This is a genomic window from Hymenobacter qilianensis, from assembly GCF_014638675.1.
Lineage (GTDB): Bacteria > Bacteroidota > Bacteroidia > Cytophagales > Hymenobacteraceae > Hymenobacter > Hymenobacter qilianensis.
Genome location: NZ_BMFN01000001.1, coordinates 1360581 through 1385983, shown reverse-complemented (window position 1 = coordinate 1385983; position 25403 = coordinate 1360581). Strand labels below are relative to the sequence as shown.

General features: G+C 56.0%; 25 protein-coding genes. 13 read left to right on the top strand and 12 right to left on the bottom strand.

All coding sequences use genetic code 11. From position 1 onward, the window contains the following. Together IEW06_RS05970 and IEW06_RS05965 are read left to right on the top strand one after the other, a co-directional pair. On the top strand, positions 1-390 hold the full coding sequence (locus IEW06_RS05970) for a septal ring lytic transglycosylase RlpA family protein (RefSeq protein ID WP_187733476.1): 390 nt from the start codon (positions 1-3) through the stop codon (positions 388-390). 40 nt (positions 391-430) lie between these two features. Beyond that, positions 431-625 (top strand): hypothetical protein, encoded by a 195-nt coding sequence (locus tag IEW06_RS05965; protein ID WP_187733477.1) that lies wholly within the window; start codon positions 431-433, stop codon positions 623-625. A gap of 63 nt (positions 626-688) precedes the next feature. Here the strand turns inward: IEW06_RS05965 and IEW06_RS05960 are convergent, their stop codons facing one another. After that, positions 689-1102 carry a DUF6799 domain-containing protein gene (locus IEW06_RS05960; protein WP_188547687.1) on the bottom strand — a complete coding sequence of 138 codons (414 nt, stop codon included), beginning with the start codon at positions 1100-1102 and terminating at the stop codon, positions 689-691. A 167-nt stretch (positions 1103-1269) separates the two neighbouring features. Between IEW06_RS05960 and IEW06_RS05955 the strand changes: the two genes are divergently transcribed. The 3 genes from IEW06_RS05955 to IEW06_RS05945 all read left to right on the top strand — a co-directional run bounded on the left by IEW06_RS05955 (position 1270) and on the right by IEW06_RS05945 (position 3046). Continuing rightward, a complete protein-coding gene (locus IEW06_RS05955; RefSeq protein WP_187733479.1) occupies positions 1270-1608 on the top strand; it encodes a DUF3140 domain-containing protein in 339 nt (112 codons plus the stop codon). Positions 1609-1725: 117 nt separating this feature from the next. Further along, entirely contained in the window at positions 1726-2673 is a 948-nt protein-coding gene (locus IEW06_RS05950) for a DnaJ C-terminal domain-containing protein (protein ID WP_188547685.1), read from the top strand. Positions 2674-2722: 49 nt separating this feature from the next. Beyond that, on the top strand, positions 2723-3046 hold the full coding sequence (locus tag IEW06_RS05945) for a chaperone modulator CbpM (protein WP_187733480.1): 324 nt from the start codon (positions 2723-2725) through the stop codon (positions 3044-3046). Between the two features lie 19 nt (positions 3047-3065). On the opposite strand, the gene IEW06_RS05940 is transcribed toward IEW06_RS05945, so the two are convergent. The 7 genes from IEW06_RS05940 to IEW06_RS05910 all read right to left on the bottom strand — a co-directional run bounded on the left by IEW06_RS05940 (position 3066) and on the right by IEW06_RS05910 (position 7955). Then, the gene (locus tag IEW06_RS05940) at positions 3066-3803 is read right to left on the bottom strand and encodes a ZIP family metal transporter (RefSeq protein ID WP_187733481.1); all 738 of its coding nucleotides are present in this window, start codon (positions 3801-3803) and stop codon (positions 3066-3068) included. 81 nt (positions 3804-3884) lie between these two features. Then, positions 3885-4625, bottom strand: a complete 741-nt coding sequence (locus IEW06_RS05935; protein WP_187733482.1) for a class I SAM-dependent methyltransferase — start codon at positions 4623-4625, stop codon at positions 3885-3887. A 245-nt stretch (positions 4626-4870) separates the two neighbouring features. Continuing rightward, positions 4871-5245, bottom strand: a complete 375-nt coding sequence (locus IEW06_RS05930; RefSeq protein ID WP_187733483.1) for a hypothetical protein — start codon at positions 5243-5245, stop codon at positions 4871-4873. A gap of 126 nt (positions 5246-5371) precedes the next feature. After that, a complete protein-coding gene (locus tag IEW06_RS05925; RefSeq protein ID WP_187733484.1) occupies positions 5372-5995 on the bottom strand; it encodes a hypothetical protein in 624 nt (207 codons plus the stop codon). Between the two features lie 87 nt (positions 5996-6082). Then, the gene (gene nadC, locus IEW06_RS05920; protein ID WP_187733485.1) at positions 6083-6943 is read right to left on the bottom strand and encodes a carboxylating nicotinate-nucleotide diphosphorylase; all 861 of its coding nucleotides are present in this window, start codon (positions 6941-6943) and stop codon (positions 6083-6085) included. Between the two features lie 169 nt (positions 6944-7112). Then, positions 7113-7511 (bottom strand): DUF4783 domain-containing protein, encoded by a 399-nt coding sequence (locus tag IEW06_RS05915; protein WP_187733486.1) that lies wholly within the window; start codon positions 7509-7511, stop codon positions 7113-7115. Positions 7512-7556: 45 nt separating this feature from the next. Continuing rightward, a complete protein-coding gene (locus tag IEW06_RS05910; protein ID WP_188547683.1) occupies positions 7557-7955 on the bottom strand; it encodes a DUF4783 domain-containing protein in 399 nt (132 codons plus the stop codon). A 155-nt stretch (positions 7956-8110) separates the two neighbouring features. On the opposite strand from IEW06_RS05910, the gene gpmI reads away from it, so the two are divergent. The 3 genes from gpmI (at position 8111) to IEW06_RS05895 (ending at position 11535) form a co-directional block, all read left to right on the top strand. Continuing rightward, entirely contained in the window at positions 8111-9661 is a 1551-nt protein-coding gene (gene gpmI, locus IEW06_RS05905; RefSeq protein ID WP_187733488.1) for a 2,3-bisphosphoglycerate-independent phosphoglycerate mutase, read from the top strand. 91 nt (positions 9662-9752) lie between these two features. Further along, positions 9753-10232 carry a hypothetical protein gene (locus IEW06_RS05900; RefSeq protein ID WP_229743054.1) on the top strand — a complete coding sequence of 160 codons (480 nt, stop codon included), beginning with the start codon at positions 9753-9755 and terminating at the stop codon, positions 10230-10232. A 169-nt stretch (positions 10233-10401) separates the two neighbouring features. Further along, positions 10402-11535, top strand: coding sequence for a glycoside hydrolase family 43 protein (locus tag IEW06_RS05895; protein WP_187733490.1), 1134 nt, complete (start codon positions 10402-10404; stop codon positions 11533-11535). 90 nt (positions 11536-11625) lie between these two features. Here the strand turns inward: IEW06_RS05895 and IEW06_RS05890 are convergent, their stop codons facing one another. From IEW06_RS05890 to prfA, 3 genes are all read right to left on the bottom strand, one after another. Next, positions 11626-12057, bottom strand: a complete 432-nt coding sequence (locus IEW06_RS05890; RefSeq protein WP_223284773.1) for a secondary thiamine-phosphate synthase enzyme YjbQ — start codon at positions 12055-12057, stop codon at positions 11626-11628. An 8-nt stretch (positions 12058-12065) separates the two neighbouring features. Beyond that, the gene (locus IEW06_RS05885; protein ID WP_187733491.1) at positions 12066-13574 is read right to left on the bottom strand and encodes a right-handed parallel beta-helix repeat-containing protein; all 1509 of its coding nucleotides are present in this window, start codon (positions 13572-13574) and stop codon (positions 12066-12068) included. Positions 13575-13682: 108 nt separating this feature from the next. Further along, positions 13683-14753 carry a peptide chain release factor 1 gene (gene prfA, locus IEW06_RS05880; RefSeq protein ID WP_166073832.1) on the bottom strand — a complete coding sequence of 357 codons (1071 nt, stop codon included), beginning with the start codon at positions 14751-14753 and terminating at the stop codon, positions 13683-13685. A gap of 408 nt (positions 14754-15161) precedes the next feature. Between prfA and thrA the strand changes: the two genes are divergently transcribed. From thrA to IEW06_RS05855, 5 genes are all read left to right on the top strand, one after another. Then, on the top strand, positions 15162-17609 hold the full coding sequence (gene thrA, locus IEW06_RS05875; protein ID WP_188547680.1) for a bifunctional aspartate kinase/homoserine dehydrogenase I: 2448 nt from the start codon (positions 15162-15164) through the stop codon (positions 17607-17609). Positions 17610-17732: 123 nt separating this feature from the next. Then, on the top strand, positions 17733-18656 hold the full coding sequence (locus IEW06_RS05870; protein WP_187733492.1) for a homoserine kinase: 924 nt from the start codon (positions 17733-17735) through the stop codon (positions 18654-18656). 58 nt (positions 18657-18714) lie between these two features. After that, on the top strand, positions 18715-20007 hold the full coding sequence (gene thrC, locus IEW06_RS05865; RefSeq protein WP_187733493.1) for a threonine synthase: 1293 nt from the start codon (positions 18715-18717) through the stop codon (positions 20005-20007). An 86-nt stretch (positions 20008-20093) separates the two neighbouring features. Further along, the gene (locus tag IEW06_RS05860) at positions 20094-20783 is read left to right on the top strand and encodes a c-type heme family protein (protein ID WP_187733494.1); all 690 of its coding nucleotides are present in this window, start codon (positions 20094-20096) and stop codon (positions 20781-20783) included. 36 nt (positions 20784-20819) lie between these two features. Next, positions 20820-22082: a protoporphyrinogen/coproporphyrinogen oxidase gene (locus IEW06_RS05855; protein ID WP_188547677.1), complete on the top strand. Its 1263-nt coding sequence runs from the start codon at positions 20820-20822 to the stop codon at positions 22080-22082. 108 nt (positions 22083-22190) lie between these two features. Here the strand turns inward: IEW06_RS05855 and IEW06_RS05850 are convergent, their stop codons facing one another. Beyond that, complete coding sequence (locus IEW06_RS05850; RefSeq protein WP_187733495.1) at positions 22191-25217, bottom strand: M16 family metallopeptidase; 3027 nt, start codon at positions 25215-25217, stop codon at positions 22191-22193. Positions 25218-25403 lie beyond the last annotated feature (186 nt).

The following is a 25403-nucleotide window of genomic DNA, read 5'->3' as shown; positions in this document are numbered from 1 at the left end:
ATGCCTCACATTTCATTTCGTCGTTTTTGCTGGCTGCTGAGCTTGCCGTGGCTGCTGAGCGCATGCGCCGGTGGCGCCAATACGTTCACGCAGAGCGGGCAGGGCTCGTATTACGCCAACAAGTTCAATGGACGCAAAACGGCCAGCGGCTCCGTATATCGGCCCAATAAGATGACGGCCGCCCACAACACGCTCCCTTTCGGTACGGTGGTACGCGTGACCAACACACGTAATAACCGCTCAGTGAAAGTAACCGTGACGGACCGGGGCCCGCACGTGAAAGGCCGCATTATTGACTTGTCGCGCAAAGCCGCCCGTAAAATTGATCTGATTGATGCTGGGGTGGTTCCAGTTAAGGTGAAGGTGGTAAAGGCTGCTCCCTCGCGCTAAGCGGGGGGCTTTTTTACCTGAATTTTTCTATTTGTCTCGCATGAGAATTCGCAAAAAAGTGCGCTGGACTATACCTGCTGCAGCAAGTCGTTTTGTAGCGCTGGCCGCGTTCGTGAAAGCCGCCGAAGCCCAGGCCTGGACCGATGTTGAAATCCAGTACGTGATGGACGAGGTAGTAGAAGCCCGCGACGATGCCGAGGCTACCCTGATTTTGCAGGATTACACCCAGACCTAAAACGCAGCCGGGCGGCCCAAACCTACTGGTCGGAGCCGCCCGGCTGTTTAGTACTAGTGCAGGTTAGCTTTTCTTCTTCTTGCCTTTATTCTTCAGGTTCTCCTTCTTAACCAGAAGCAGGCTGTCTTGCGCGGCCTTTTGAGCGCTCGTGGTAATACGGCCGCTCAGCGAAACCACATCACCTTCCGTTAGCTGAGTGCTGACGCCCGCGGGCGTCGTTATCGTGCCGGTCGGCGTTATTTTAGTACCATTAATAAGGCTCATTTCCTGGGTAAGGGGCGTAGTGCGGCCCATTTGGGTCACCATTACTTTTCCCTCCTTCATCATTACGCCATCTTTCATAGTAGCCACGCCGGGCGCTACAGGCTTCGGACGAGGAGTTGCGGCCTTGCGGGGGGGCATTTTTGTTTGGGCCGAGGCGGCCACAGCGCTGGTGGTTAAGGCAAATACTAAGAGCGCGATACTGCGTAATCTCATGGGAGAAGTGGGATGAAGAGTGGGAGAAATAAGCCTAGCAAATTCAGAATACAACGGCTGGGCATGCACCTATACAAGCCAGCAACCTGCCTTAAGCCCTGCGCGTTAGAAAAGAAAAATCGCCACATCAGCGGCACCTTCTTTCATCCTCTAAATCAGTGATTCATATGGCAGCGGATAAAGCATCAAACAATATTTACGCCGATTTTAAGGCCCAAGTGAATATGACCGCAACTGAGTTAAAAAAATGGCTTGCCACGGATGAATCCAACTCGGTGGGCCAGGACAGCGGCGACGGCACCAGCGTCGGGCACAAGTCGGGCGAGCGTATTATTGAGATCCTGAACAAGAAAAAAGCGGACCTGACGGAGGCCGATGAAGCCCACATGCATAAGGTTCACTCGTACATTAGCCGGCACCTGGCTCAAGGGCCCGAAAAAGATGTGGAGCACTCGCGCTGGCGCTATTCGCTGATGAACTGGGGCCACGATCCGCTGAAAAAGTAAGCAGCTGGCTGTAGGCTGAATGCTACATCGGATTGCCGGCGCCCGAGAGTTGACATCTAAGAGCCGAAGTAACTTATTCAGTTAACATTCAGCATTCAATCTTCACCAACGCACGAAGTGGACTACAAGGATTATTATAAATCGCTGGGACTGGATAAATCGGCTACCACCGACCAGATCAAGAAGGCTTACCGCAAGCTGGCCCGTCAGTATCATCCCGACGTGAATCCGAATAATGCGGAGGCCGAGCGCAAGTTTAAAGAGATAAATGAAGCCAATGAAGTGCTTAGCGACGAGGAGAAGCGCCGCAAATACGACCAGCTAGGCGCCGACTGGCAGCGGTACCAACAAACCGGCGGTGCAGGCCGCGCTGGCGGAGGAGGCTTTGACTGGTCGCAGTATGGGCAGCCCGGTGGCTATGGCGGCTACGGGCAGGCCGGTGGCGGCGACCCATTTGGCAACGCCGATTTCTCAGATTTCTTCAGCTCCATTTTTGGCGGTATGGGGGGCGAAAGCCGCGCTGGGGGGCATTCTGCAAGAGCCAGCGCCGGCCAGGACTATCAGGCGGAGTTGGAATTGACCTTGGCCGAGGCTTACGAAGGCGGCCCACGTACGCTTACTGTCAATGGCAAAAAGCTGCGCATCAACATTCAGCCCGGCGTAGAAGATGGCCAGACCATCCGGCTGCGCGACCAAGGTGCGCCCGGCCGCAACGGCGGGCCGGCCGGCTCGCTCTACATTACGTTCCGCATAGCCCCCGACCCTCGCTACACCCGCACTGGTGCCGACCTGACACTGGATGTGCCGGTAAGCATTTATACCGCCCTGCTCGGTGGTCAGCAGGTGGTCGATACGCTGTCGGGGCCGGTTAAGATCAATGTGAAGCCTGAAACGCAAAACGGCACGCGCCTGCGTTTGCGAGGCAAAGGCTTTCCCATGTATAAGCAGCCCGGCCAGTTCGGCGATTTGTACCTGCGACTGGATCTGAGTTTGCCTCAGCACCTCACGGACAAAGAGAAAGAGCTGTTTCGGCAGCTGGCTCAGCTGCGGGGCGAAGCCTCCTAACGCCCGCCCGTTTGTCTTTGCCGTTGCCACCCGCTATTTACTATCTGCTATGGAAACGTCGTCCATCATCACTATTACCTTTCACGACTGCGCCATCCGCTACGGCCTGAGTGAGCCTGACCTTCAGGAGTTTGTAGATCTGGGCCTGCTGCATCCGGCGGATGCACCCGGCACGCTCCGCGCCGAGCCCGACGACCTCGCCCGATTGGCCCGCTTGCACCATGAGCTAGGCTTGAGCGCGGAAGGAATTGACGTTGTATTGGCTATGCGCCAGCGTCTGTTGGAACTCCAAGCCGAGCTGGCTCATCAGCGTGCCCGCGTTGCTCAGTTGGAGTATTTTCTAAACAAATCCGGTCCGCTGGTGGATCTGTAGCGGCGGTTGCCATTCTAGACTAAACGTCAATGGCCAGCGCCAACAGCAGGCCGGCCAGCGTAGCGCCGAGTTTGGGCCAATTGAGACGATGCTCAGGGCTTGTTTCGAAAAGAATAGTAGTGGATACGTGCAGAAAATTGCCCGCGACCAAGCCCAGCAGCGCAGCGTATAAGCCGCCCGTCATCAGGTCCTCCAGCACCACATAATTGCTGACTACGATACCGATGGGCGCGGCCAGTGCAAACAGCACCAGATACGGCAGCGCCCGCCTGAAGCTGTGCAGGCGCAACAGCAACGCCGCCATCAGGGCAAAAGCGGCCGGAATGTGGTGCAAGGCCACGCCCCCCAGAATAGCATAAAAGTTCTCATTGCTGGGTGTGGCTTCGGGCTGCTTAACCAGAATGCTGCCCTCCAGAAAAGAGTGAATTACCAGCGAGAACAAGAGCAGAAACGGTACTTGCCCATCATGCTCCGTATTGTGATGAATATGACCGTGCTCGACGCCATGCGAGAAAACCTCCAATAAAAGCTGTCCAAAAAAGCCCCCCAGTACATAGTAGCCGATGCGATGCATCTCATCGTTAGGCACTAGTAGCAAGGCTTCGGGCAGCAAATGAGTGATGGTGAGCGTAAACAGATAGGCGCCACTAAACGCTAGCAAAGGCTTCATCCAGGTAGTGCGGGCCGTAGGCAGCAGACGAGTGAGCAGGCCCGCGCCCAACACGGTTAGAAATAGTAGCAGAACGGCAATCCACATGGGTACTGTGTTAATTAGGTATGCACTGATGGAGTGAATAGCAAGGCAGGATATAGCTCACCTGTTATCGGTTCATCACCACTATTTTTTGACTATAAAGATCATGCGGGGGCTCAGGGCCTCGTTGTACGGGCCTAGCTGATAGTCGCCTAGCACTTCGGCCAAACGCAGACCCGCCATCTGAAAATATTCCTCAAAATTTTCCAGGCTCAGTGCTCGAACCCGCTCCTCGAATTGCTGCTCTTGCCCCAGCGCATCCTGGAAGCGAATCGTTTTGACGATAAACCCATCGTCGAGACGGCGGCTGATGTGAAAGGTGATACCGCTCACGGTTTTCTCTTCCTCAAGTACCAGTTCGCGTAGCGTGCGCTCCGTATTCATGAAGTCAATCACCATTTTGCCCCCCGGCCGCAAGGCATTCGCCGCGAAGCGCAACGCTACGATGTTTTCCGTCTCGTGAGCGAAATAGCCAAAGCTGGTAAACAGGTTAAAGATGAAATCGAACTCCCCAAACGGCAGCGGGTTACGCATATCGTGCACGTGAAAGTGCAGGCGCTCATGCCCAAATTGCTGCGCATACGTGATGCTCTCCGGCGACAGATCGACGCCGGTAACTGCGTAGCCTTTCTGGCTCAGATACAGTGAGTGCCGACCTTTACCACACGCCAGATCAAGCACCCTCGCATGTGGCTTAACCCGCAGATGCGTCAGCAAAGCATCTATGAAGGCTTTCGCCTCTTCCTCGTTACGGTCACGGTACAGCAGATGGTAATAAGGAGAGTCGAACCAACTGATAAACCACTCAATAGCAGGATGTAACATGAATGGTATGGAAGGAGAAGCCTGCTGGCCAGACAATCAAATCTGGAAAGTATTGAGCACTAATATTTGCAACAATGTTACAGATAAAACAGCTGTCTTAAACTGACTTTCCTTCCGCCGGGTTGCTGTAAGCAGAAAATTTGCCCCCCACAGGAAGTGAAACCAGCGACTAAAGCAATAGCCGCCGTGAGCACTATGCTCATGGCGGCTATTGCTAAGCTATTAAACGAAAGCTACTTAACTATTTAGCGCTGAATCTCGCTACCATTTGCCATAGTATCGGCTTGGCTGGGCTTCGCGTTGATTTTGGCAGCTTCCTCTTTTCTGTTGGTGCGCATAGCTTCCTCGGCGTTAGCCGAGATGCTCGCTTCAGCTGATGGCTTTGGCTTGCCGTCAACACCTTCTACTGCCGAGCTAACCGGCTTCGGAATAGCGGCACCTTTTGCCTGGTTGGTTTCGTAAGCGGTGCCTTGGTCGAAATTGTCGGACGAACGGGAGCCGGGCGCTACCTGGTCGAATGACACTTGCTTGTCGGGGCGGAAGGAAGAAGGTTCGCTGCTACAAGCAGACATTGATAAGGCGAGACTGGCCACGCCAGCGAGCAACAGGTTCTTATTCATGGGTTTAAACTAATATGTGCTTGATGAGTAAGTGCTGGAAAAGCTACCTCGCTGCCTGCATTATCTGAACAGTCAGCCAGCAAACCATTCAGCGAAGTAAGGATTACCGACCCTGGGGGGCAAATGTTACGCCGCCGGCGCATCAGCGGCCGCTGCTGGTGCTGCGGGCAGCAGGTTTTTGCGGCGCAGCATGGCATCAAACAGCTTTATATCATTGGGCGAATTGAAAATTCGCAGGGGCAGCAGCAGGAATACGGGCACATCAAAGGTGCGCGCAATCCAGCGACGCCAGCCAGCTACCTCATCGGGTGCCTGGCCGGGGCGCAGCCACATCGTGAAGCCTTCAGCATCGCGCTTAGCCCGACCAATCATGTCCCAGTTCAGGTTCATCCCCTGCTTTTCATTGAGGCGAAGCAGAATCTGGCGTTGATCAATCTCGTAGTTAAAACGCTCAAAAAGCGGCTTGCTTTGCTCCATCTGCGTCACGCTCGTAATCTGGGCCGAGCGGAGCAGCACAAACAGCACAGTCAGTAGCACCGCCAGACCTATCCACCACCACGAAGGCCAGATGAGGGCCGGCAACAGCCCAATGGCCAGCGGAATAAGCGCATACCACCATTCCTTTTTCCACACTTGCGCCATGGCCATGCGGGTGTAAGTGTTGGTGTTCAGCTGGTATTTTTTGGTACGGATGGCCAGCGGCGCAGCTCCTTGCGCCTGACGGAAGCCCCGTTGATTTGGTTGCTGCATTAGAGTAATTGGAATTGCTAAATGAGTAAATGGCTAACCTACGGGTGGCTGCTCTGGCTACTAGCCATGCCTCTTCCCGACAACCACTTAGTACGCTTTAAGACTTAAGTCCAGGCTTTTCAGAGAGTGAGTAAGTGCCCCAACGGAAATAAAGTCGACCCCCGTAGCGGCCACTGCGGCAATCGTATCCTCAGTAATGCCACCCGACGCTTCGGTAGGAAAACGCCCCCCGATAAGCGCTACGGCCTCCCGCAGCTGACTGGGAGGCATATTGTCGAGCATAATACGGTCGATGCCGCCCGTATCAAGTGCTTCCTGTACTTCAGCCAGCGTACGGGTTTCTATTTCAATTGGCAGCTGACGGCCCGTACGCTTCAGATAAGCGTGCGTCGCTTCAATAGCCGCCCGAATTCCGCCGGCATAGTCTACGTGGTTGTCCTTCAGGATAATCTGGTCAAACAGACCGTAGCGGTGGTTTACGCCTCCGCCAATGAGCACCGCCCATTTCTCACACAGCCGAAAATTGGGAGTGGTTTTGCGTGTGTCGAGTAGTTGGGCGCGGGTGCCAGTTAGCAGGCTGGTCAGATGCGCCGTGTGGGTGGCAATGCCGCTCATGCGCTGCATACAATTGAGCACCAGCCGTTCAGCCGTCAGAATACTCTGTGAGCGTCCTTCCACCCGAAAAGCGATATTACCAACTTGAACGCGGGCTCCATCGCTCAGCAGTTCCTCTACCCGCAGGCCCGGATCGACGGCGCGGAAAATGTGGTGCGCCAAGGCGACACCAGCCAGCACGCCGTCATCTTTCACTAATAAATGCGCCCGATTCTGAGCATCCGCCGGGATGGAAGCGAGAGAAGAATGGTCGCCGTCGCCCACATCTTCGGCCAGGGCCGTGTGAATAAACGTGGATATGGCTTCAGGGGTGAGGTAGGGAGCGTTTTGCACGGTGCAAAAATAGAAAAAGCACCTGACAAAGCCTCTGCGCTACTCTCTCTTCGTGCGTGTACGCCGCAAAATGGCAAACTAGTACGAAAGCAAAAGCCCAGCATCGGCTGGATGCTGGGCTTGAAACGTATGACTAAAGCCTGTCGGGCAGGGCGTCTGACGTATGCTTTTACTCTTTCGTGAAATTGATGGAGTCAATGACTAAAGCACCACCAACCGGCTTCATTTGCACAAACACCTGGTAAGAGCCTGTTTTGCCAATGTATTTACCAGCAGCATATTGAATGCTTTCGGTGCTGGTCTTTTGGTGATCGTACTCAAAGCTGGCCGGCGAGTTCTTAGCAAAGAAATCCTTCATCACAAACTCTGCCTGGGTGGCACTGTAGCTTTGCTTATCGCCATCGAAGGCGAGCTCTACCGTAGGGCCGAAGAATTGAGAAAGCTCGCGGGCCGAGCCATTACGAATTGCCCCCTTGACAGCCCCCAGTGACTCTCCTTGCGCTTGTACTCCAACAGCCAGCAAAGCAAACCACAGAATGGCGCAGAACTGGAGTAGTATTCGTTTCATATAAAAAATTCTTTGTCTGGCTATACTATGCCGGTTGCCCGGCCGTTATTCCTGAGTGAAGTCAATCGTGTCGATGGTAGGTGAACCACCACCGGGCTTCATCTTCACAAACACACGGTAGGTACCCGCTTTGCCTGTGTATTTGCCGATGGCATACTTTGTTCCTTCATTACTGCTTCCCTGATGAATAAATTCAAAAGCGGTAGGGGGGTTTTTAGTGAAAAAAGCTTTGAGGGCCGATTCGGCTTCAGCAGCGCTGTAGCTTTTCTTATCGCCGTCGTAACCTAATTCCACTTTCGGACCTAGATAAGGGGCTAACTCTTGGGCCGAACCATTGCGAATGGCGCCTTTTACGGCCCCAAAGGCTTCGCTTTGTGCATAGATGGCCACAGAGAGCAGCCCTAGCCAAACCAACAGGCAAGCCCGAAAGACTTTGCGTTTCATATACAGGAAAAGTACGAAAGAGTTAACTCCAAAACTATGCCAAGAGGCAACAAATTGATTTATTCCCCCACTAATTTGCACCAGTCCTAAGTTAATTGAAAAGATCCTGGAAGAACACAATATAGGGTTAGGGTCGCTATCTGTATCTTTGCGGTATGAACAAACAGGTGCTGCTCGTTATTCTGGATGGCTGGGGTCTGGCTCAAAACAAAGCTGTTTCGGCCATTGATGCTGCTCGAACTCCGTTCGTTGACTCCCTTTTTCAACGTTTTCCGCACAGTCGGCTTCAGGCTTCAGGTGAGGCGGTAGGCTTGCCCGACGGGCAAATGGGCAACTCGGAAGTAGGCCACATGAATATTGGGGCCGGCCGTGTGGTTTATCAGGACTTGGTGCGGGTGAATAAAGCAATCCGGGAGCGAAAGCTGGGCACCATTCCCGCGCTGGAAAAAGCATTTGAGTACGCGCGCACCAACGGCAAGAACCTGCACTTTATGGGTCTGCTATCCGATGGGGGCGTACACTCGCATATTGAGCACCTGAAAGCCCTGTGCACTCTGGCTCACGACGCCGACGTGCACAAAGTGTTTATTCACGCCTTCACCGATGGTCGGGACACGGACCCCAAAGGCGGTGTAAACTACGTTAACGACCTGGAGAAGCACTTGGAGCGGAACAGCGCCAAGATTGCCACTATCGTGGGCCGCTACTATGCCATGGACCGCGACAACCGCTGGGAGCGGATTAAAGTAGCCTACGACTTGCTGGTAAATGGTAAAGGCACGCCATCGCAAAACCTGATTCAGAGCATGCTCGACTCCTATAAGGAGGGCGTGACAGATGAATTTTTGCTCCCCATTGTTAAGGTTGGCGCTGATGGTCAGCCAATTGCTACTATTCAGGAGGGTGATGTCGTTATCTGCTTTAACTTCCGCACCGACCGGGGCCGGGAAATCACGCAGGCGCTTACTCAGCAGGATTTTCATGCCTTCAATATGCATCGGCTCAACCTGCATTATCTCACCCTCACTAACTACGACGCTACGTTTACGGGCGTAACGCCCATTTTTGAGAAGGATAATCTGGATAACACATTGGGCGAAGTATTGGCCGCAATGGGCAAAACTCAGATTCGTATAGCTGAAACGGAGAAGTATCCGCACGTTACGTTTTTCTTCTCCGGCGGCCGTGAAACGGAGTTTGTTGGTGAAAGCCGCATTATGCGTCCTTCCCCCAAGGTAGCTACCTACGATCTGCAACCGGAGATGAGTGCTTACGACCTGCGCGACGCGCTGGTGCCGGAGCTACTAGCTCGCTCGGCCGATTTTGTAGTGCTCAACTTCGCCAATCCTGATATGGTGGGCCATACTGGGGTATTCGCGGCGGCAGTGAAAGCGGTAGAAACCGTAGATGCGTGCGCTAAAGATGTAATAGAGGCTGCGTTAGCTAGTGGATACGCCTGCATTATCATTGCCGACCACGGCAATGCCGACATGATGATCAACCCCGACGGCACTCCTAACACGGCGCACACTACCAATTTGGTCCCCTGCATCCTGGCAGATACAACTTACCGCGGTACGTTGGCCGATGGCAAGCTCGGCGACATCGCGCCTACTGTATTGGCTCTGATGGGAATACCGCAACCGGCTGTAATGACGGGTCAGTCGCTGCTGCAACCCACTGCCCTGAGTACTGCGAATGCTTAGGGCTTTCTGGCTGCTGGGGTTGGTGGCACTAGTTTCGGCTTGTGGGTCGGAAGCGGCGGGGCCGGCTCCGGCGAAGGCAGCCCTCAAACCTATGTATTTCGATATCAAGGCTTTTCTGGATGCCCAAACGCAGGACCTGACACGGCGCAACCCAGCAGTGGAAAAGCGCGTGGAGCTGCGTGGGGGGCAAATGGAGACGACACGTGTGCCCGAGGTAGACTGGAGCAAAGAGCTTCAGATCTTTTACCAGGCTGATATTAACAAGCCGGCTCTGCGTGATGCATATAAAATAATGCGTCAAGATAAATGGCAAGGCGTTTCCCGCACGGTGTATCAAGCAGATAGGGATGATGAAGCACCTGTAACTAGGCTCTTCATAGAAACTAAAGCTGATAAGCTGCAATTGCTAACCGCTACTATTCAGCAGGATAACCCGCTTTTCTATTCTGAAAAGAGGCTCTTGCTGCGTTTGCATAATGGTAGGCTTTCAGAATACGAAGTGACAGGCATACAAAAGCTGGTGCTGTTCGACACATTGCGCTATTCGGCGGCCGGACGCGTGCTGGATTAGTGCTGGGGGGCAAAATTTGCGCGTTGGTGCTCAGCGTTTTTGAGCACGGGCCCTAAATCTTAGAATTAATTTTCTTTGCCATAGAAGCAGGAACTGCTATACTGCTTCTGTATTGCATCCGTACGCATCTTCATCACTACTCACTTCCATTCCGGCCAAACCATCATCTATGAAAAAAGCCCCCCAGTTCTTGCTACCATCGTGGCGCACGCTTGCTTTCCTGCTTCCACTGGCAGTAGGCAGCGCTTGCCAGAGCAACACTTCCACCAGCGAATCGGAAACTACTTCAGCTGACTCAACCACTACTGCTTCCACCGATTCTACCGGCTCGAAGAAATACTTGAATAAGCCGCTTATCTCGGACATCTATACGGCCGACCCGTCGGCGCACGTCTTCAACGGCCGAATCTATATTTATCCGTCGCATGATATTGAGACAAATATGCCGGAGAACGACAACGGCGACCATTTTGCCATGCGCGACTACCATATTCTGTCCATGGACAGCATTGGCGGCAAGGTCACGGACCACGGCGTAGCGCTTGATATTAAAGATATTCCCTGGGCCGGGCGGCAGCTTTGGGCCCCGGATGCGGCGTTCAAAAACGGCACGTACTACCTCTATTTCCCGGTAAAGGATAAGCAGGATATCTTCCGTATCGGCGTGGCCACCAGTAAGTCGCCCACGGGCCCGTTTAAGGCGCAGCACAAGCCCATGGAGGGCAGCTTAAGCATTGACCCAGCCGTGTTTACGGATACCGACGGCAAGTCGTATATGTATGTGGGGGGCATTTGGGGCGGCCAGCTTCAGCGCTGGCGCACCGGCAAATACGACGGCAGCAAGCCCAAAGAACAGGAACCCGCCCCGAACGAGGAAGCTGTAGGTCCGCGGGTAGCGCGCCTGAGCAACGATATGCTAAGCTTCGCGGAGCCCGTAAAGGAAGTGAAGATTGTGGGCAAAGATGGCAAGCCGTTTTTGGCGGGCGATAATAAGCACCGCTTCTTCGAAGGCGGCTGGATGCACAAATACAACGGCAAGTACTATTTCTCCTACTCCACCGGCGACACCCACTTGCTCGCGTACGCTACCGGCGACTCGCCTTACGGCCCCTTCACCTATCAGGGCGTTATCATGAACCCCGTAGAAGGCTGGACAACGCATCACTCCATTGTGGAGGTAGACGGCAAGTGGTACATCTTCTACCACGATACCGAGCTGTCGGGTAAAACCTGGCTGCGCAACGTGAAAGTCACGGAGCTCAAGCGCAAGCCCGACGGCAGCATCGAAACAATCAATCCGTAAGCTCTGCTTACTCATAAAAAAAGCCCCCCACAACTTAGTGGGGGGCTTTTTTTATGACTCCGTATTTGAGCAAGAAGGTATATGCGTCACTCACTTGCTAGCCTTGCCCATCAGGGTGGCTACCACCCACCGGCGCCCGCCGTCATTGCGATGTTCGCCGAGATATATTCCCTGCCAGGTTCCTAAAGCCAGCCGGCCACCGGTGATGGGCACACTCACGGTGGTGCCCAGCAGTGCCGCTTTCAAATGAGCCGGCATATCATCGGGGCCTTCCTGGGTGTGGCGGAAGTAGGGGGCATTTTCGGGGGCTACCCGGTTGAAGTACGACTCGAAATCCTGCCGCACCGTGGGGTCAGCGTTTTCGTTGATGCTGAGGCTGGCGGAAGTATGCTGAATGAAAAAGTGCGCCGTGCCAACCTCAATTCCTTCCAGCTCGGGCAATTCGGCCATGAGCAAGTCCGTAATAAGATGGAAGCCCCGCCGCACGGCGGGCAGGCGCAGACGTTTTTGAAACCAGATCATAACACAAACTACGGATTCTGGCGCTCGTAGGCACCGAGGTCGGGAGTGGTAGCCGCGCGGGGCTTATTAAGCAAGTCGCGGGCGAGCAGTGGAGCAAGCAGCGGCCGATTGCTGGCCGGGGAAAGCGTATCGAGGCGGTAGTCGAAACGATTGCCCCGGGGCAGGTCGGGCGTGCTGATAAACTTGGGGTCGGTAAAGATATTGTCGCTTCTTCCAAACCCTGGCTGAGTAGCTGTGCCAGCTTCTCTATAAGTGGAGGTACGAAGCAGGCTATTACGCACCGTAATTTGATTGGCATAGCGGCTCACGTTTTCAAAGCCTATCTCATCTTCCTTATCGCCCCAAACAATGGAGTTCAGAATACTGACCGTGGGCAGCACCGACGGGCCGGGCTGACCATTTGCCAGCGTGAGCACATCGGAAAAAACCAGCGAAGGATTGGGCCGCACAAAGCCGCGGGTATAGTTAGCGATGGTGCAGAAGTTGAGCGCAAAATTGCCCCCCTGCAAGCCCCGCACCGCAAACTCCCCGCAGTTGGTAAGCAGACAGTTGCGCAACGTAAAATCGCCGGAAAAGCTCAGAATGCCTGCCCCATCGAAGCTGGCGCTGCCGCTGGCAAAGTTGAGGCTGGCCCCGGAAATGTTCTTGATTATACTGTTCTCCACCAGCACATTAGGGCGCGGCTGGCGATTTTCGGGGTTGAATACCAGCAGGCCAAATCCGGCGTTCTTGATTTCGGCGTAGCGCACCACGTTGCCCTGGCTTGTAGCGTCAAACTGAATGCCGCGCCACTGGCCGGGAATTTCACGGTACGCGGCTTCAAGTCTGTCGCCAGCGAAGCGCACGAAGCGCGGGTCGTCGGGCTTCAACTCCTCGCCGGGGGCCAAATCCGGGTTTACCAGCAGTCGTCCTTTGATAACAATACCCGAGCCGGCATGCACATAAACGCGGGCGCCAGCCTCAATGGTAAGCGTGCAACCCGCATCAACCCGCACAAAATCATAGATAACGTGCGGCTTGTCATTGCGCCAGACGGTATTACAAGCCAACGTTTCGGCAGTATGGAAGTAGGCATTCTGGCCATAAGCTACCAGCGCTACCTGCTGCTCGTTGCCGTTGGTGCGAAACTGCACCTGGTCTTCCACCAAAAACGGCGTGTTCTCCGCCCCCGGCCCTAGTTTCGCCTTAACCAGCAACAGCAGACTATCACGACCCCGAATTTCTACGTCCTGTGCTAATGGCCCGGTAGCACCGCTGACAGTCAGCGTATAGGGTGAGTTGGCGGTTTTCAGTCCGATTTGTTCTACCCGCACGGCGCGGCGGTTGCGGTTGTACACCCACAGACGCTTCGTGACGGTACCCGTCTGCACGAATACGGTGTCGAAAACGAGTGTATCGGCCGAAAACTCCAGGCGGGCGCTTGAGTCGCGCGTTACAATTTCCTCCTTGGGCTCGCAGCCGGGCAGCAGGGCCGCAAAGCTGATAATGATGAGCAGTATGGGAAGAAATAAGCGCACGAATCGATAGATAAGTAACAAGTAATGAGCTGTCTCAGTACGCTTAAAAAGCCCGTTGGCGAGTGCTTTTCAGATAGAAAGCACTCGCCAACGGGCTTTTTTGCACGCTTAGGATACGCCTTCTTTCAGGCGCTCGGCGCTTTCCGCGATGCGCAATTGCTCTACGAAGTCGTCGATGTTGCCTTCCATTACGCTGGCCAGGTTGTACACCGTGTAGCCAATGCGGTGGTCCGTTACGCGACCTTGTGGGTAGTTGTAGGTGCGAATCTTGTCGGAACGGTCGCCGCCTCCGATCATGCTTTTGCGCTGAGCGCCTTCGGCTTCGTTTTTCTTGGCCAGCTCTATTTCGTAAATGCGTGAGCGCAACACTTGCAAAGCTTTATCAAAGTTCTTGAGCTGCGACTTCTGATCTTGGCACTGAGCCACCAAGCCCGTGGGCAAGTGGGTCAGGCGCACGGCCGAGTAGGTCGTGTTTACAGATTGCCCCCCAGGACCCGATGACATGAACAGGTCCTTGCGCACATCGTTCATATCGATTTCTACGTCCAGCTCCTCTGCTTCCGGCATTACCACAATAGAGGCAACAGAGGTATGAATGCGGCCCTGTGTTTCGGTGGCCGGCACGCGCTGCACGCGGTGCACGCCGCTCTCAAACTTGAGCTTGCCGTACACGTCCTCGCCTTTCACCGACAGAATAATTTCTTTGTAGCCGCCGCTGGTGCCTTCGGTGGCGTCAATCAGATCCATGCGCAAGTTTTGCTTTTCGGCGTAGCGCATGTACATACGCTGCAAGTCGCCGGCAAAGATGGCCGCCTCGTCGCCGCCGGCCCCGGCCCTGATTTCCATGATGACATCCTTGGAATCGTTGGGATCTTTGGGCAGCAGCAGGTCTTTGATTACGGTTTCGAGGCGCTCCTGCTCGGGCAGCAACTCATCGAGCTCGGCCTTTGCCATCTCGCGGAAATCTTCGTCTTTTTCCGTAGATATAACGGCGCGCGCACCCTCAATATTCGAGAGCACCTCCTGGTATCTGCGATACTCAGCTACAATGCGGCCAAGGTCTTTGTATTCTTTATTGAGGGATTTGTAGCGCTTCATGTCGCTCATCGCCTCGGGCTGCATTAGCTGCTCATTCACGTCGTCGTAGCGTTGGCGAATGGCCTCCAGTTTTTCTAGCATCTTGCCTTCAGAGAATTATATTGGGAGTGCAAAGGTACTGAAAACAAACAGGCCGCGCGCACCACAAGTTGCATTGCACTGCGAATGGAGCCGCGACAACAGTAGGTACAACCTGCTTCTTTTTCAATAATATAAAGCTCACGGGATATTATCCTTTCCAGAAAATGCCTACTTTACTGCTGTAAGTCTGCACCAATGACCACACTTTCGAGTCCAAACGACGTATTTTCTGCTCTGGGGGGCTTTTTTCCCGCGCCCACTATTTGCTACACCACAGGTATTACAACCCGCTAGACGGGCTGCGCTACCTCTCTTTGCCTTGATGTTCGCAGCCCGTCGCCGGCAGCTTCCTGACCCGAAGCCAAGCCGGTCCCGACGGGCTTTTTCGTGTCCTTTAGCTTCTGTCTTATGCAGGTTCTCAAATTTGGAGGTACGTCGGTGGCCACGGCGGCCAATCTTCAGCGCGTGGCGCAACTCGTCGAAACCGCCGCGCAGCACACGGCTACGGTGGTCGTGGTATCGGCGCTCGGCGGCACTACCGATGCGCTAATTGAAGCCGGACGCCTAGCTGCCGGAGGCTCGGCGCACTATCGCACGCAGTTGCAGCGCCTGGAAGACCGACACTTGGGAGTTGTGCGGGATCTGCTGCCAATTTCGGAGCAAAGCGCGGTGCTAAGTTTGGTCAAAACGCACTGCAATGAGCTGGATAGCATCTGCGATGGCATATTTGCGTTGGGTGAGCTGTCTGACCGCACACTGGACCGGCTGATGAGCTTCGGCGAAATCTTGTCGTCGCGGCTGTTGGCGGCCTATCTCAAAGCGCAGGGCGTCGCGCACCTCTGGCACGACAGCCGCCAACTCATCCGCACCGATTCGCGCCACGGCTTCGCCACCGTGGACAGCGAGACGACCAACCAGCAGATTCAGGCATTTGTGGCGGCGCAGCCCTGTCAGATCTATGTTGTGCCGGGCTTTATCGGCAGCGATGCGCAGGGCGTTACCACCACGCTGGGCCGTGGCGGCTCCGACTATACGGCCGCTATTTTTGCGGCCGCGCTAGCCGCGGAGCGCCTGGAGATATGGACGGATGTGAGCGGCATGATGACCGCCGACCCGCGCCTCGTAACGCTGGCCCGGCCTATCCCGCGCATCTCTTATCAGGAGGCCATGGAGCTGTCGCACTTCGGGGCGAAGGTTTTGTATCCGCCTACGGTTCAGCCGGTAAGAAGCCAGGGCATCCCGCTCTGGATCAAGAACACATTTGCCCCCCAGGATGAAGGCACACTGGTTGAAGTGAATCCGCCGGCCAATAAGGACGTGGTTCGGGGCCTGTCGAGCATTGCCCAGCTGGCTTTGCTCAACCTGGAGGGCAGCGGCATGGTGGGCATTCCGGGTTTCTCGCGGCGGCTGTTCGGGGCGCTGGCTCAGCAGCGCATCAACGTAATTCTGATTACGCAAAGCTCCTCGGAACACTCTATCTGCGTGGCCGTCCGCGCCGCCGATGCCGAGCAGGCACAAAAGGCTGTAGATGAGGAGTTCACCACCGAAATCGCCACCGGCAAAGTAGAGCCCTTGCGCTGCGAAGACGACCTGGCTATTGTGGCGTTGGTGGGCGATAATATGCGCAATCACCCCGGCATCAGCGGCCGAATGTTTAGCGCGTTGGGCCAGAATGGCGTGAATATCCGGGCTATTGCGCAGGGCTCGTCGGAGCGGAATATCTCGGCCGTAATTAGGGCTGCTGATGTGCGCAAGGCCATTAACGTGCTGCACGAGGCCTTTTTCGAGGCTACGGCGAAGCAGGTCAACCTGTTTGTAGCGGGTGTAGGCAATGTGGGGGGCAAATTATTAGAGCAGCTGGCTCGCCAACAGGAATGGCTGCGCGAGAAGCTGCGGCTGAACTTGCGCGTGGTAGGGCTAGCTAATAGCCAGCGCTTTGCATTGACCGAGAACGGCGGTATTGCGCTCGACGGGTGGCAGGCGTCGCTGGAGCAAGGGCAGCCGCTTGATTTATCGGAGCTTGTCCGGCAACTGCACGAGCTGAATCTGCGCAATACTGTTTTTGTGGATGTAACAGCCAGCGCCGACGTAGCTCAGATTTATGCTGCGCTGCTGGAGAAAAGCGTGGCGGTGGTAGCCTGCAATAAGGTGGCTTGCTCCTCAGACTATGCGAGTTACGCCCAGCTGAAAGAGTTAGCGCGGGAGTTCAATGCGGAGTTTTTGTTTGAAACCAATGTAGGCGCGGGCCTGCCCATCATTGGCTCGCTCAACGACCTGCTGCGCAGCGGCGACGAGGTGCGGCGCATCGAAGCAGTGCTGTCTGGCACGCTCAACTTCGTTTTTAACCACTACGATGGCTCCGTTCCTTTCGCCGATGTGGTTCGCCAAGCGCAAGCCGAAGGCTACACCGAACCCGACCCGCGCCTCGACCTCAGCGGCACCGACGTAGCACGCAAAATTCTGATCTTGGCCCGTGAAGCCGGTCAGAAAATGGAGCTGGCTGATATTCACAACGAATCCTTCCTGCCGGCCTCTTGCCTGGAAGGCGACGTGGAAGCGTTCTACCAGCAGCTGGCCGTGCACGAAGCCCATTTCCGTGGTTTGTATGATGCGGCAGCGGCCCAGGGCCAGCGCCTGAAGTTCGTGGCTCGCTACGCCGACGGGCAGGCCAGTGTGGGGCTCCAGGGCGTGGCGCCGGGCCACGATTTCTACGTGTTGCAGGGCAAAGACAACGCGGTGCTGTTCTTCACCAATCGGTATTCGGAGCAGCCGCTGGTAGTGAAAGGCGCCGGCGCTGGCGCCGATGTCACGGCCTCGGGCGTTTTCGCTGACATCATCCGGGCCGCCCGGGCATAGAGACGCATATTTGCGTCTTACGCTGAACAACCAACACCGCGCATTTCTCACAACTAACCTCAGCAACGACCAGATGCGAACCGAAGGTCGGTGAAACCACATGCGCGTCTTTACAACTCTCTTATGGCTGATTTTCTGACGCTGTATTCGCCGGCTACTGTTGCCAATATGGTGTGCGGGTTCGATGTTCTGGGCTTTGCCCTGGAAGCTCCTTACGACACCATGCACATGCGCCTCACCGATGAGCCGGGCGTGCAGATTGTGCACGAGGATGACTTTCATCTGCCCACCGAACCAGCGCGCAATGTGGCCGGGGCCGCTTTACTGGCTTTGCTGAAAGCCGCGCCAGCGGGCACGGGCTTCGAGGTGCGCATCAACAAAGCTATCCTGCCGGGCAGCGGAATTGGGAGTAGCGCGGCCAGCGCGGCGGGGGCTGTGGTAGGAGCCAACAAGCTGCTGGGGGGCTTTTTTTCGCCGGAAGAGCTGGTTCGGTTCGCTATGTTTGGGGAAGAAGTGGCCTCGGGCGCTCAGCACGCCGATAATATCGCGCCCGCCATTTACGGCGGCGTCACGCTTATTCGCTCCACCGACCCGCTGGATATCGTGCCGCTGTCGGCGCCGCCGCTACACGCTACGGTCGTGCACCCGCAGATCGAGATACGCACCGCCGATGCCCGCCAGATTCTGAAGCAGGAGGTGCCGCTGAAGTCCGCCATCCGGCAGTGGGCCAATGTGGGCGGCTTAGTGGCCGGGCTCTTACAAGCAGATTATCAGCTGATTGGCCGCTCCCTGGAAGACGTTGTAGTAGAGCCAGTCCGCAGCATTCTCATTCCGGGGTTCGCGGCCGTGAAGTCGTGTAGTCTGGAAGCGGGTGCTTTGGGTGGGGGAATTTCGGGCTCTGGTCCGTCCATTTTTATGCTGAGCGAAACTGAGGCCACAGCCCAGGCCGTGGCCACTGCCATGCGGACGGTATACGAGAAGCTGGGCGTTGACTTTCGTATCCACGTCAGTACCATTAACCCCGTCGGCGTGCGATTCAAGCACTAGCAAATTGCTTCAGAAGCGGTTTCAGCGCCGCTCACTCCCACCGATTTCTTCCTTCAGTATGCGTTACTATAGCCTTAATAAGCAAGCGCCGGCCGTTGATTTTCAAACGGCCACCATTGCCGGCCAGGCACCGGATGGGGGGCTTTATTTCCCGGAACGGATACCAAAGTTCTCCCCCAATCTGCTCCATAATCTCAGCACCATGCCGCGGGCGGAAGTGGCCTTCGAGGTTATCCGGCCCTACGTGGGCAATACGATTCCGGAAGATGTGCTGCAAAAAATCTGCGCAGAAACGGTGGATTTTGAGTTTCCGCTGGTGCCCGTAACCGAGCGAATTGCCGCGCTGGAGCTGTTTCATGGCCCTACGCTGGCGTTTAAGGATGTGGGCGCCCGGTTTATGAGCCGCTGCCTGGGCTACTTTTCGCGGCAGCAAAAAGAGCCCGTCACGGTGCTGGTGGCAACCTCCGGTGACACCGGTGGGGCCGTAGCCGACGGATTTCTGGGCGTAGAAGGCGTGGAAGTCGTTATTCTGTATCCGTCGGGCAAAGTAAGTCCGTTGCAGGAACTGCAGCTGACCACCCTAGGCCAGAACATTACGGCGCTGGAAGTACGCGGCAACTTCGACGATTGCCAGCGTTTGGTGAAGCAGGCTTTCCTCGATCCGCACATAGCGGCGCACCGGCAGCTTACCTCTGCCAATTCCATCAATGTGGCCCGCTGGCTGCCTCAGCAGTTTTATTACTGCTACGCCCTGCAACAATGGACGCAAAAAAGCCCCCCAGTGGTAGCGGTGCCTAGCGGCAACTTCGGCAACATCTGCGCCGGCCTGCTCGCCCACGCGTCGGGGCTGCCCATCGGGCACTTTGTGGCGGCCTGCAATGCCAACTCAGCCGTAGCCGACTATCTGCGCACGGGCACGTTTAGCGCCCGCACGGCCGTCGTTACGCTTTCTAATGCCATGGACGTAGGCAACCCCAGCAACTTCGGCCGCATTCTGGAGTTGTTTGGGCAAAGCCATTCTGGTGTCAGCCAGCTCGTGAGTGGGGCTATTATTTCCGACCAGCAGACGAAGGAAACCATCCGGCGCGTGCATCAGGCAACAGGCTATCTGCTGGATCCCCACGGCGCGGTGGCGTTCAAGGCCCTGGAAGATTATCTGGCTGACCATCCTACCGATCAGGGCATTTTTCTGGAAACCGCGCACCCGGTAAAGTTTCCGGAAGTGGTAGAGCCCGTAATCGGGCGGATGGTGCCGGTGCCGGAGGCCGTGCAGGGCTTGCTGAGCCGAACCAAGCACAGCATTCTTCTGGAGCCTGAGTACGCTGCCTTGCAGGAGTTTTTGCTTAGATAAAGCTGCCGGCGAAACCTGGAGGCGGGGTAGCGGGTAGTTAGTGCGCTGGTTATCCTTTCTTTGCGGTGCCTACTTACCCTTTCCTCATGCGCTACGGTTTTTGCCCGCTTACCGGGGCTCTTTTGCTACTTTTCGGACTGCTGAGCGCCTGTAGCTCCGATCAGATTGAGCACATCAAAGACGGAAAGAAAATCGCTATTAAGCTGGAAAACATGGCGGTGAAGCGCATTATGCCCGCCGACCTACTGCGCGCCACGCGCTGGGCCGGCGACTCGCTCACGGCCCACGCCGACCGCGAATTGCGCCGCGTGCTAACCGAAAAGCTCGACAGCGGCGGCATAGCCGCGGCCCTGCCCTACTGCCGCCCCGAAACGTTTGCTTCCGTCGATTCGGTGGCGAAAGTGCTGGAAGCTATGCCGCGCCGCCTAAGCCAGCGGCCGCGCAACCCGCAAAATCAGGCAGATTTGCCCCCCAGCCAGCTGCGGCCCGACACCGCGCGGCTGGTGAGTCGGCTTAATACGGAGCAGTTTAGCTACCAGCGACCCCTTATCCTGACTGACCAAATGTGTCTGCGCTGCCACGGCGAACTAGGCAAAGACCTGAGCGCCACCGATTATGCCCTGATTAAGCAGCGGTATCCGGCTGATAAGTCCACGGGATTCCGGCTGGGTGAGCCGATGGGCGTTTGGCGGGTGCAGCTACAGCGCACCGGCGTCGCGGAGTTTTATACCATGAAAACCCGCAAGATCATGAAGCCGCGTCCCAAGCTGTTTTAGCCAAATTTGCCCCCCAGCCTTACTTTTCAGCAACTTATGTTAACCTCCGACCCTATTGTCATTATTGGAGCTGGCCTGGCCGGCTTGGCTTGCGCCAATTATCTGCACCGCGCTGGTCGGCCGGTGCTTGTACTGGATGGGGCCGATGCGGTAGGTGGCCGGGTCCGCACCGATGTCACGCCCGAAGGCTTCCGGCTTGATCGGGGCTTTCAGGTGCTGCTGACGCGCTATCCGGAAGTAGAGCGCCTGCTCGATTACGGCGCGGCCGACTTAAGGGCCTTCCGCTCCGGGGCAGTCATTCGCTTGGCCGATGGGCGTGAAACCACGCTGCAAAACCCTTTGCAGCAGCCGCTTGCCGCTTTTACCGCTCTTACTTCGCCCATTGGCTCCCTCACCGATAAGCTGCGGATTATGCAGCTGGTGCTACAGGTGCGCTCTCAAACCAGCCAGCAGCTATTAAGCCAGCCCGCCACCGACACGCTTACTTTTCTGCGGCGCTATGGGTGGAGCGAGCAGATAATCGACTCGTTTTTCCGGCCCTTTTTCGGTGGAGTGTTCCTCGACCGCTCTTTGAGCACGGCCAGCAATTTCTTTGAGTTCGTGTTTCAGCAATTCGTCATTGGCGAAGCCGTGGTGCCGGCCCTGGGCATTCAGCAAATCCCGGAGCAGCTGGCCGCTCGCCTGCCCGCGGCCAGCGTGCGCCTGAATACGCTGGTGGAGGCCGTGGGGGGCAATTTTGTGCAACTCAGGGGCGGTGAAACTCTGAAAGCCAGCGCCGTAGTAGTAGCCACCGATGGCGAGGCCGCTGCCCGACTTTTGCCCCCTAGCCAGCACAGCGCTCCAGCTGTAGCCTGGCGGCGCACCACCTGTACTTACTTTGCCGCCGACCACTCCCCCGGCCGCGGCGACGGTCTGCTGCGGCTGAATGCGGCTTCCAATTCTTTGGCGCACAATGTCAGCTTCCCGAGCGATATAGCGCCCGAAATTGCCCCCCACGGCCGCACGCTGGTATCGGTAAGCACCCACGGCGAGCACGGCCTCGATGAGAATACACTTACCGAGCGCCTGCGTCAGGAGCTAGCCGCTTGGTTTGGCCCCGATGCGGCCCAATGGCAGCATTTGCGGACCTATCAAATTCCGTATGCGCTGCCGGTATATGCGGCAGGTCAGGCGCCACAGCAGGAGCTGCGGGTAGCGGAAGGGCTGTATCGCTGTGGCGATTACGCCGCCTATCCTTCGCAGAACGCGGCGCTGGCTACGGGTCGGCAAGTGGCTGAGATGATTTTGGCCGTTCAATAGTCTGCTTGCCAGTTCCCGGTGACGAGCTACTCGATCTAACATTACCCCAATAAAAAAGCCCGGTTCCATACGAAACCGGGCTTTTTGATAATGGAAGATGCTGCGTGCTTATTCAGCCTTCTCGCGCTTCTCCTTGATTTTCATCTTCTTGCCATCCTCCGATTTCATCTTCCGCTTCGACTTTTTGTCGGTGGCGGGAGCTGCTTCAGGGTCAGCAGGTGCTACCACATTGTAGGAAGCCGACATATCCGCTTTCACGGGATTACCGTCCAGGTCCAGCTCCACTACTTCGTAGCCCAGCTTCTGTAGCTCAGGCAGTTGCGTCTTGTCGCCGGTTACCACGAGTACCATGCTTTCCAGGGGCAGATACTTCTCTGCGCTGGCTTTCACATCCTCCTTGGTCAGACCCTTCAAGATATCCGTCTGCTTTTTCAAGTAATCCGGCGTCAGATCGTACTCGAGCAAGCGGCCGAGGAAAGCGGCTTTCTGCTGGCCCGTTTCGTAGCGCAGGGCATCGTTCTGGCCCACCGACGACTTCAGGAATTCCAGCTCTTCGTCGGTAATGCCTTTTTTGCGGTAGTCGTCAATTTCTTTCACAAACTCCTTCACCGAGGCGGCTGTAGCATCAGCGCGCACGCCAGCAGAAGCCGTAAACGGCCCGGCATAGCGGCTACCCGAGTAGCCTGAACGGGCCCCATAAGTGTACCCTTTGTCTTCGCGCAAATTCAGGTTGATGCGCGAGTTGAAAGCGCCGCCCAGAATGTAGTTCGACAGATACGCCTTATAGTAGTCACCGGTCGCATCGTAAGGCAAGGCCAAATAGCCAATGCGGATCTCCGATTGGGCCGCGCCATCCTTATTCACAAAATAGAGCTTGGTCTTGTCGGGCTTGGAAGCTACGGTAACCGCCGGCAGGTTTACTTCCTTGCGGCTCCAGTTCTCCAAGAAGCTCAGCTTGGGCATCAACGCTTTCTGGTCCACATCGCCTACCGCCACCAGGTGGGAGATATTAGGCGCGTAGTTTTTGGCGTAAAACTGCTTGACGTCCTCCAGGGTGATGTTCTGCACCGAGTTTTGCGTGCCGCTCACCGGGATGCTCATGATATCATCGTTACCGTAGAGCAAGCGGCTATAGGTCTTGTCGGCAATGACCACGGGCTGGGTGTTCTGATTGGCAATGCCTTCCAGGGTCTGCTTTTTGATGCGGGCGAAGTCGGCCGCATCAAAGCGTGGGCGCAGCAGGCGCTCTTCCACCAGGGCCATGGTCTGGTCCAGGTTTTTGGTCAGCGACTGTATGTATACCGTCGTGTTGTCAGCGCCGGCGCTTACCTGCACGGTGCTGCCTAAGCGGTCGAGGGCGGCGCTAAACTCTTCACCCGTGTATTTCTGCGAGCCTTCGTTGAGCATGGCGGCCGTCAAAGACGCGATACCCGCCTTGGTGCGGTCGGCTTGCTCCAGGCGGTGGCCACCCCGAATCGTGAGCAGCATGGTCACCGACGGAATTTCAGTGTTGCGCGTACCCATCACGCGCAGACCATTCTTAAACTGCTCCTGCCATACGGCGGGCACCTGCACGACTGGGTTTGTGCTACTCTTGGGCTGCTGGCTGCGGTCGAAGGTGTCCTTCGCTTTCACGTAGGTCAGGCCTTTGTAGATGTCAGCCGGGGCCGTATAGCCTTCTTTGGAGATGGTGTAGTTATCAGCCTTCGCCAGCAGGTTGGGGGCCGTTTTGGGCACTACGCTCAGAATTACCGCTTTTTTACCTTTGATGTACTGGTTGTATACCCGCACGACATCGGCCTTGGTCAGCGCACGCAGACGCTTCAGTTCCTCGGTCAAACGGTTCGGGTTGCCGGTATAGGTTTGGTAAGCCGCCAGCTGCGACACTTTGCCGCTCACGCTCGCCAGGCTATTCACTACGCTGGCCTCAGTGCTCGACTTAAAGCGCTGCACCTGCTCGTCGGTTACGCCGGTCTTTTCAAACTCTGCCAGGGTCTGGCGCACCAGTACTTCCGTGCTGTCGAGACCTTTGCCAGGAAAGCTCAGGGCTGTGATGTTGAATTCGCCAGCCAGCTCCGAAGAACGGTTGGAAGCCGAAGCCTGCACCGCTTTCTGGGTCTTTACCAGGTTCTTATAAATCAACGAGTTTTTGCCCTGGCCCATGATTTCGGCCAAAGCATCGAGGGCAACTTCGTCGGGGTGGTACTGCGGCACGCTCGGGAATACCATTTGCAGCATCGGGAAGCGCACGTTGTCCTGATAGCTCACGTAGCGGTCGGCGGTGAGCTTGGGCGCAGGCAGCTTCATATTTTCCACAGCCGGTCCCCGGCCGATAGAGCCAAAATACTTCTCCACTAATTTCACTACCTCCGCCGGCTTCACGTCGCCGCCCACGGTAATAGTGGCGTTATTGGGGCCGTACCAGCGCAGGAAGAAGTTCTTGAGGTCGTTTACGTCTGAGCGGTCCAGGTCTTCCAGGTAGCCGATGGTCATCCAGGAATAAGGGTGGCCATACGGGTACAGGTTCTTGGATACGTTCTCGCCGGCCAAGCCGTAAGGGCGGTTGTCGTAGTTCTGGCCGCGCTCATTTTTTACGGTAGAGCGCTGTACCTCAAACTTTTGCTGGGTTACAGCATCGAGCAGGAAGCCCATGCGGTCGGCCTCCAGCCAGAGGGCCGTTTCGAGCTGATTGCTGGGTACGGTTTCGTAATAGTTGGTCCGGTCGCGGTTGGTAGAGCCGTTGAGCGTGCCGCCCGAAGCCGTCACGGTTTTAAAGTGCTGCTCGTCGGCTACGTTGTCGGAGCCCTGAAACATCATGTGCTCGAAGAAGTGGGCAAAGCCCGACTTGCCGATCTCTTCCCGTCCCGAACCTACGTGGTAGGTTACGTCGACGTGTACCAGCGGATCGCTGTGATCTTCGTGCACGAGCAGCGTTAAGCCATTCGGCAGCAGGTACTTCTCGTAGGGAATTACCAGCTCACTCCCTTTGCGGGTTACTTTTTCCACCAGCTTGGTGCCACCGGTTGCGGCCGCGGGCTTGGTGATTTTCTTAGGTGCCGGGGTTTGTTGGGCCACCACTGGGTTTATCGCCAGTGTGAGGCCCAGGCCCAGCAGCCAAAATGATTTTGGGGTCATAAAAAGTACTTTCTACTGCGTGTGAGAAAAAGGATGGGTGAGCAAAGACACAGTGCCGTGCCGGAAGGACGCACGTACTCTGATCCAAGATTACCTGTTTTTTACCATATTCCCCAAATGACACTATTCTGGGGGGCTTTTTGCTCATAACTTTCTGTAGGCCAAGCTCTATTTCAGCCGCTTCGG

What these genes read in the sequence shown, in the direction of transcription:
- IEW06_RS05915 (WP_187733486.1), bottom strand. Translation starts at nt 7,511, where the DNA reads ATGAAACGAATACTACTCCAGTTCTGCGCCATTCTGTGGTTTGCTTTG.
- IEW06_RS05900 (WP_229743054.1), top strand. Translation starts at nt 9,753, where the DNA reads ATGTATTTCGATATCAAGGCTTTTCTGGATGCCCAAACGCAGGACCTG.
- IEW06_RS05910 (WP_188547683.1), bottom strand. Translation starts at nt 7,955, where the DNA reads ATGAAACGCAAAGTCTTTCGGGCTTGCCTGTTGGTTTGGCTAGGGCTG.
- thrC (WP_187733493.1), top strand. Translation starts at nt 18,715, where the DNA reads ATGCGTTACTATAGCCTTAATAAGCAAGCGCCGGCCGTTGATTTTCAA.
- thrA (WP_188547680.1), top strand. Translation starts at nt 15,162, where the DNA reads ATGCAGGTTCTCAAATTTGGAGGTACGTCGGTGGCCACGGCGGCCAAT.
- IEW06_RS05890 (WP_223284773.1), bottom strand. Translation starts at nt 12,057, where the DNA reads ATGATCTGGTTTCAAAAACGTCTGCGCCTGCCCGCCGTGCGGCGGGGC.
- IEW06_RS05965 (WP_187733477.1), top strand. Translation starts at nt 431, where the DNA reads ATGAGAATTCGCAAAAAAGTGCGCTGGACTATACCTGCTGCAGCAAGT.
- IEW06_RS05930 (WP_187733483.1), bottom strand. Translation starts at nt 5,245, where the DNA reads ATGAATAAGAACCTGTTGCTCGCTGGCGTGGCCAGTCTCGCCTTATCA.
- IEW06_RS05860 (WP_187733494.1), top strand. Translation starts at nt 20,094, where the DNA reads ATGCGCTACGGTTTTTGCCCGCTTACCGGGGCTCTTTTGCTACTTTTC.
- IEW06_RS05935 (WP_187733482.1), bottom strand. Translation starts at nt 4,625, where the DNA reads ATGTTACATCCTGCTATTGAGTGGTTTATCAGTTGGTTCGACTCTCCT.
- gpmI (WP_187733488.1), top strand. Translation starts at nt 8,111, where the DNA reads ATGAACAAACAGGTGCTGCTCGTTATTCTGGATGGCTGGGGTCTGGCT.
- prfA (WP_166073832.1), bottom strand. Translation starts at nt 14,753, where the DNA reads ATGCTAGAAAAACTGGAGGCCATTCGCCAACGCTACGACGACGTGAAT.
- IEW06_RS05870 (WP_187733492.1), top strand. Translation starts at nt 17,733, where the DNA reads ATGGCTGATTTTCTGACGCTGTATTCGCCGGCTACTGTTGCCAATATG.
- IEW06_RS05960 (WP_188547687.1), bottom strand. Translation starts at nt 1,102, where the DNA reads ATGAGATTACGCAGTATCGCGCTCTTAGTATTTGCCTTAACCACCAGC.
- IEW06_RS05955 (WP_187733479.1), top strand. Translation starts at nt 1,270, where the DNA reads ATGGCAGCGGATAAAGCATCAAACAATATTTACGCCGATTTTAAGGCC.
- IEW06_RS05895 (WP_187733490.1), top strand. Translation starts at nt 10,402, where the DNA reads ATGAAAAAAGCCCCCCAGTTCTTGCTACCATCGTGGCGCACGCTTGCT.
- IEW06_RS05850 (WP_187733495.1), bottom strand. Translation starts at nt 25,217, where the DNA reads ATGACCCCAAAATCATTTTGGCTGCTGGGCCTGGGCCTCACACTGGCG.
- IEW06_RS05855 (WP_188547677.1), top strand. Translation starts at nt 20,820, where the DNA reads ATGTTAACCTCCGACCCTATTGTCATTATTGGAGCTGGCCTGGCCGGC.
- IEW06_RS05970 (WP_187733476.1), top strand. Translation starts at nt 1, where the DNA reads ATGCCTCACATTTCATTTCGTCGTTTTTGCTGGCTGCTGAGCTTGCCG.
- IEW06_RS05940 (WP_187733481.1), bottom strand. Translation starts at nt 3,803, where the DNA reads ATGTGGATTGCCGTTCTGCTACTATTTCTAACCGTGTTGGGCGCGGGC.
- IEW06_RS05945 (WP_187733480.1), top strand. Translation starts at nt 2,723, where the DNA reads ATGGAAACGTCGTCCATCATCACTATTACCTTTCACGACTGCGCCATC.
- IEW06_RS05925 (WP_187733484.1), bottom strand. Translation starts at nt 5,995, where the DNA reads ATGCAGCAACCAAATCAACGGGGCTTCCGTCAGGCGCAAGGAGCTGCG.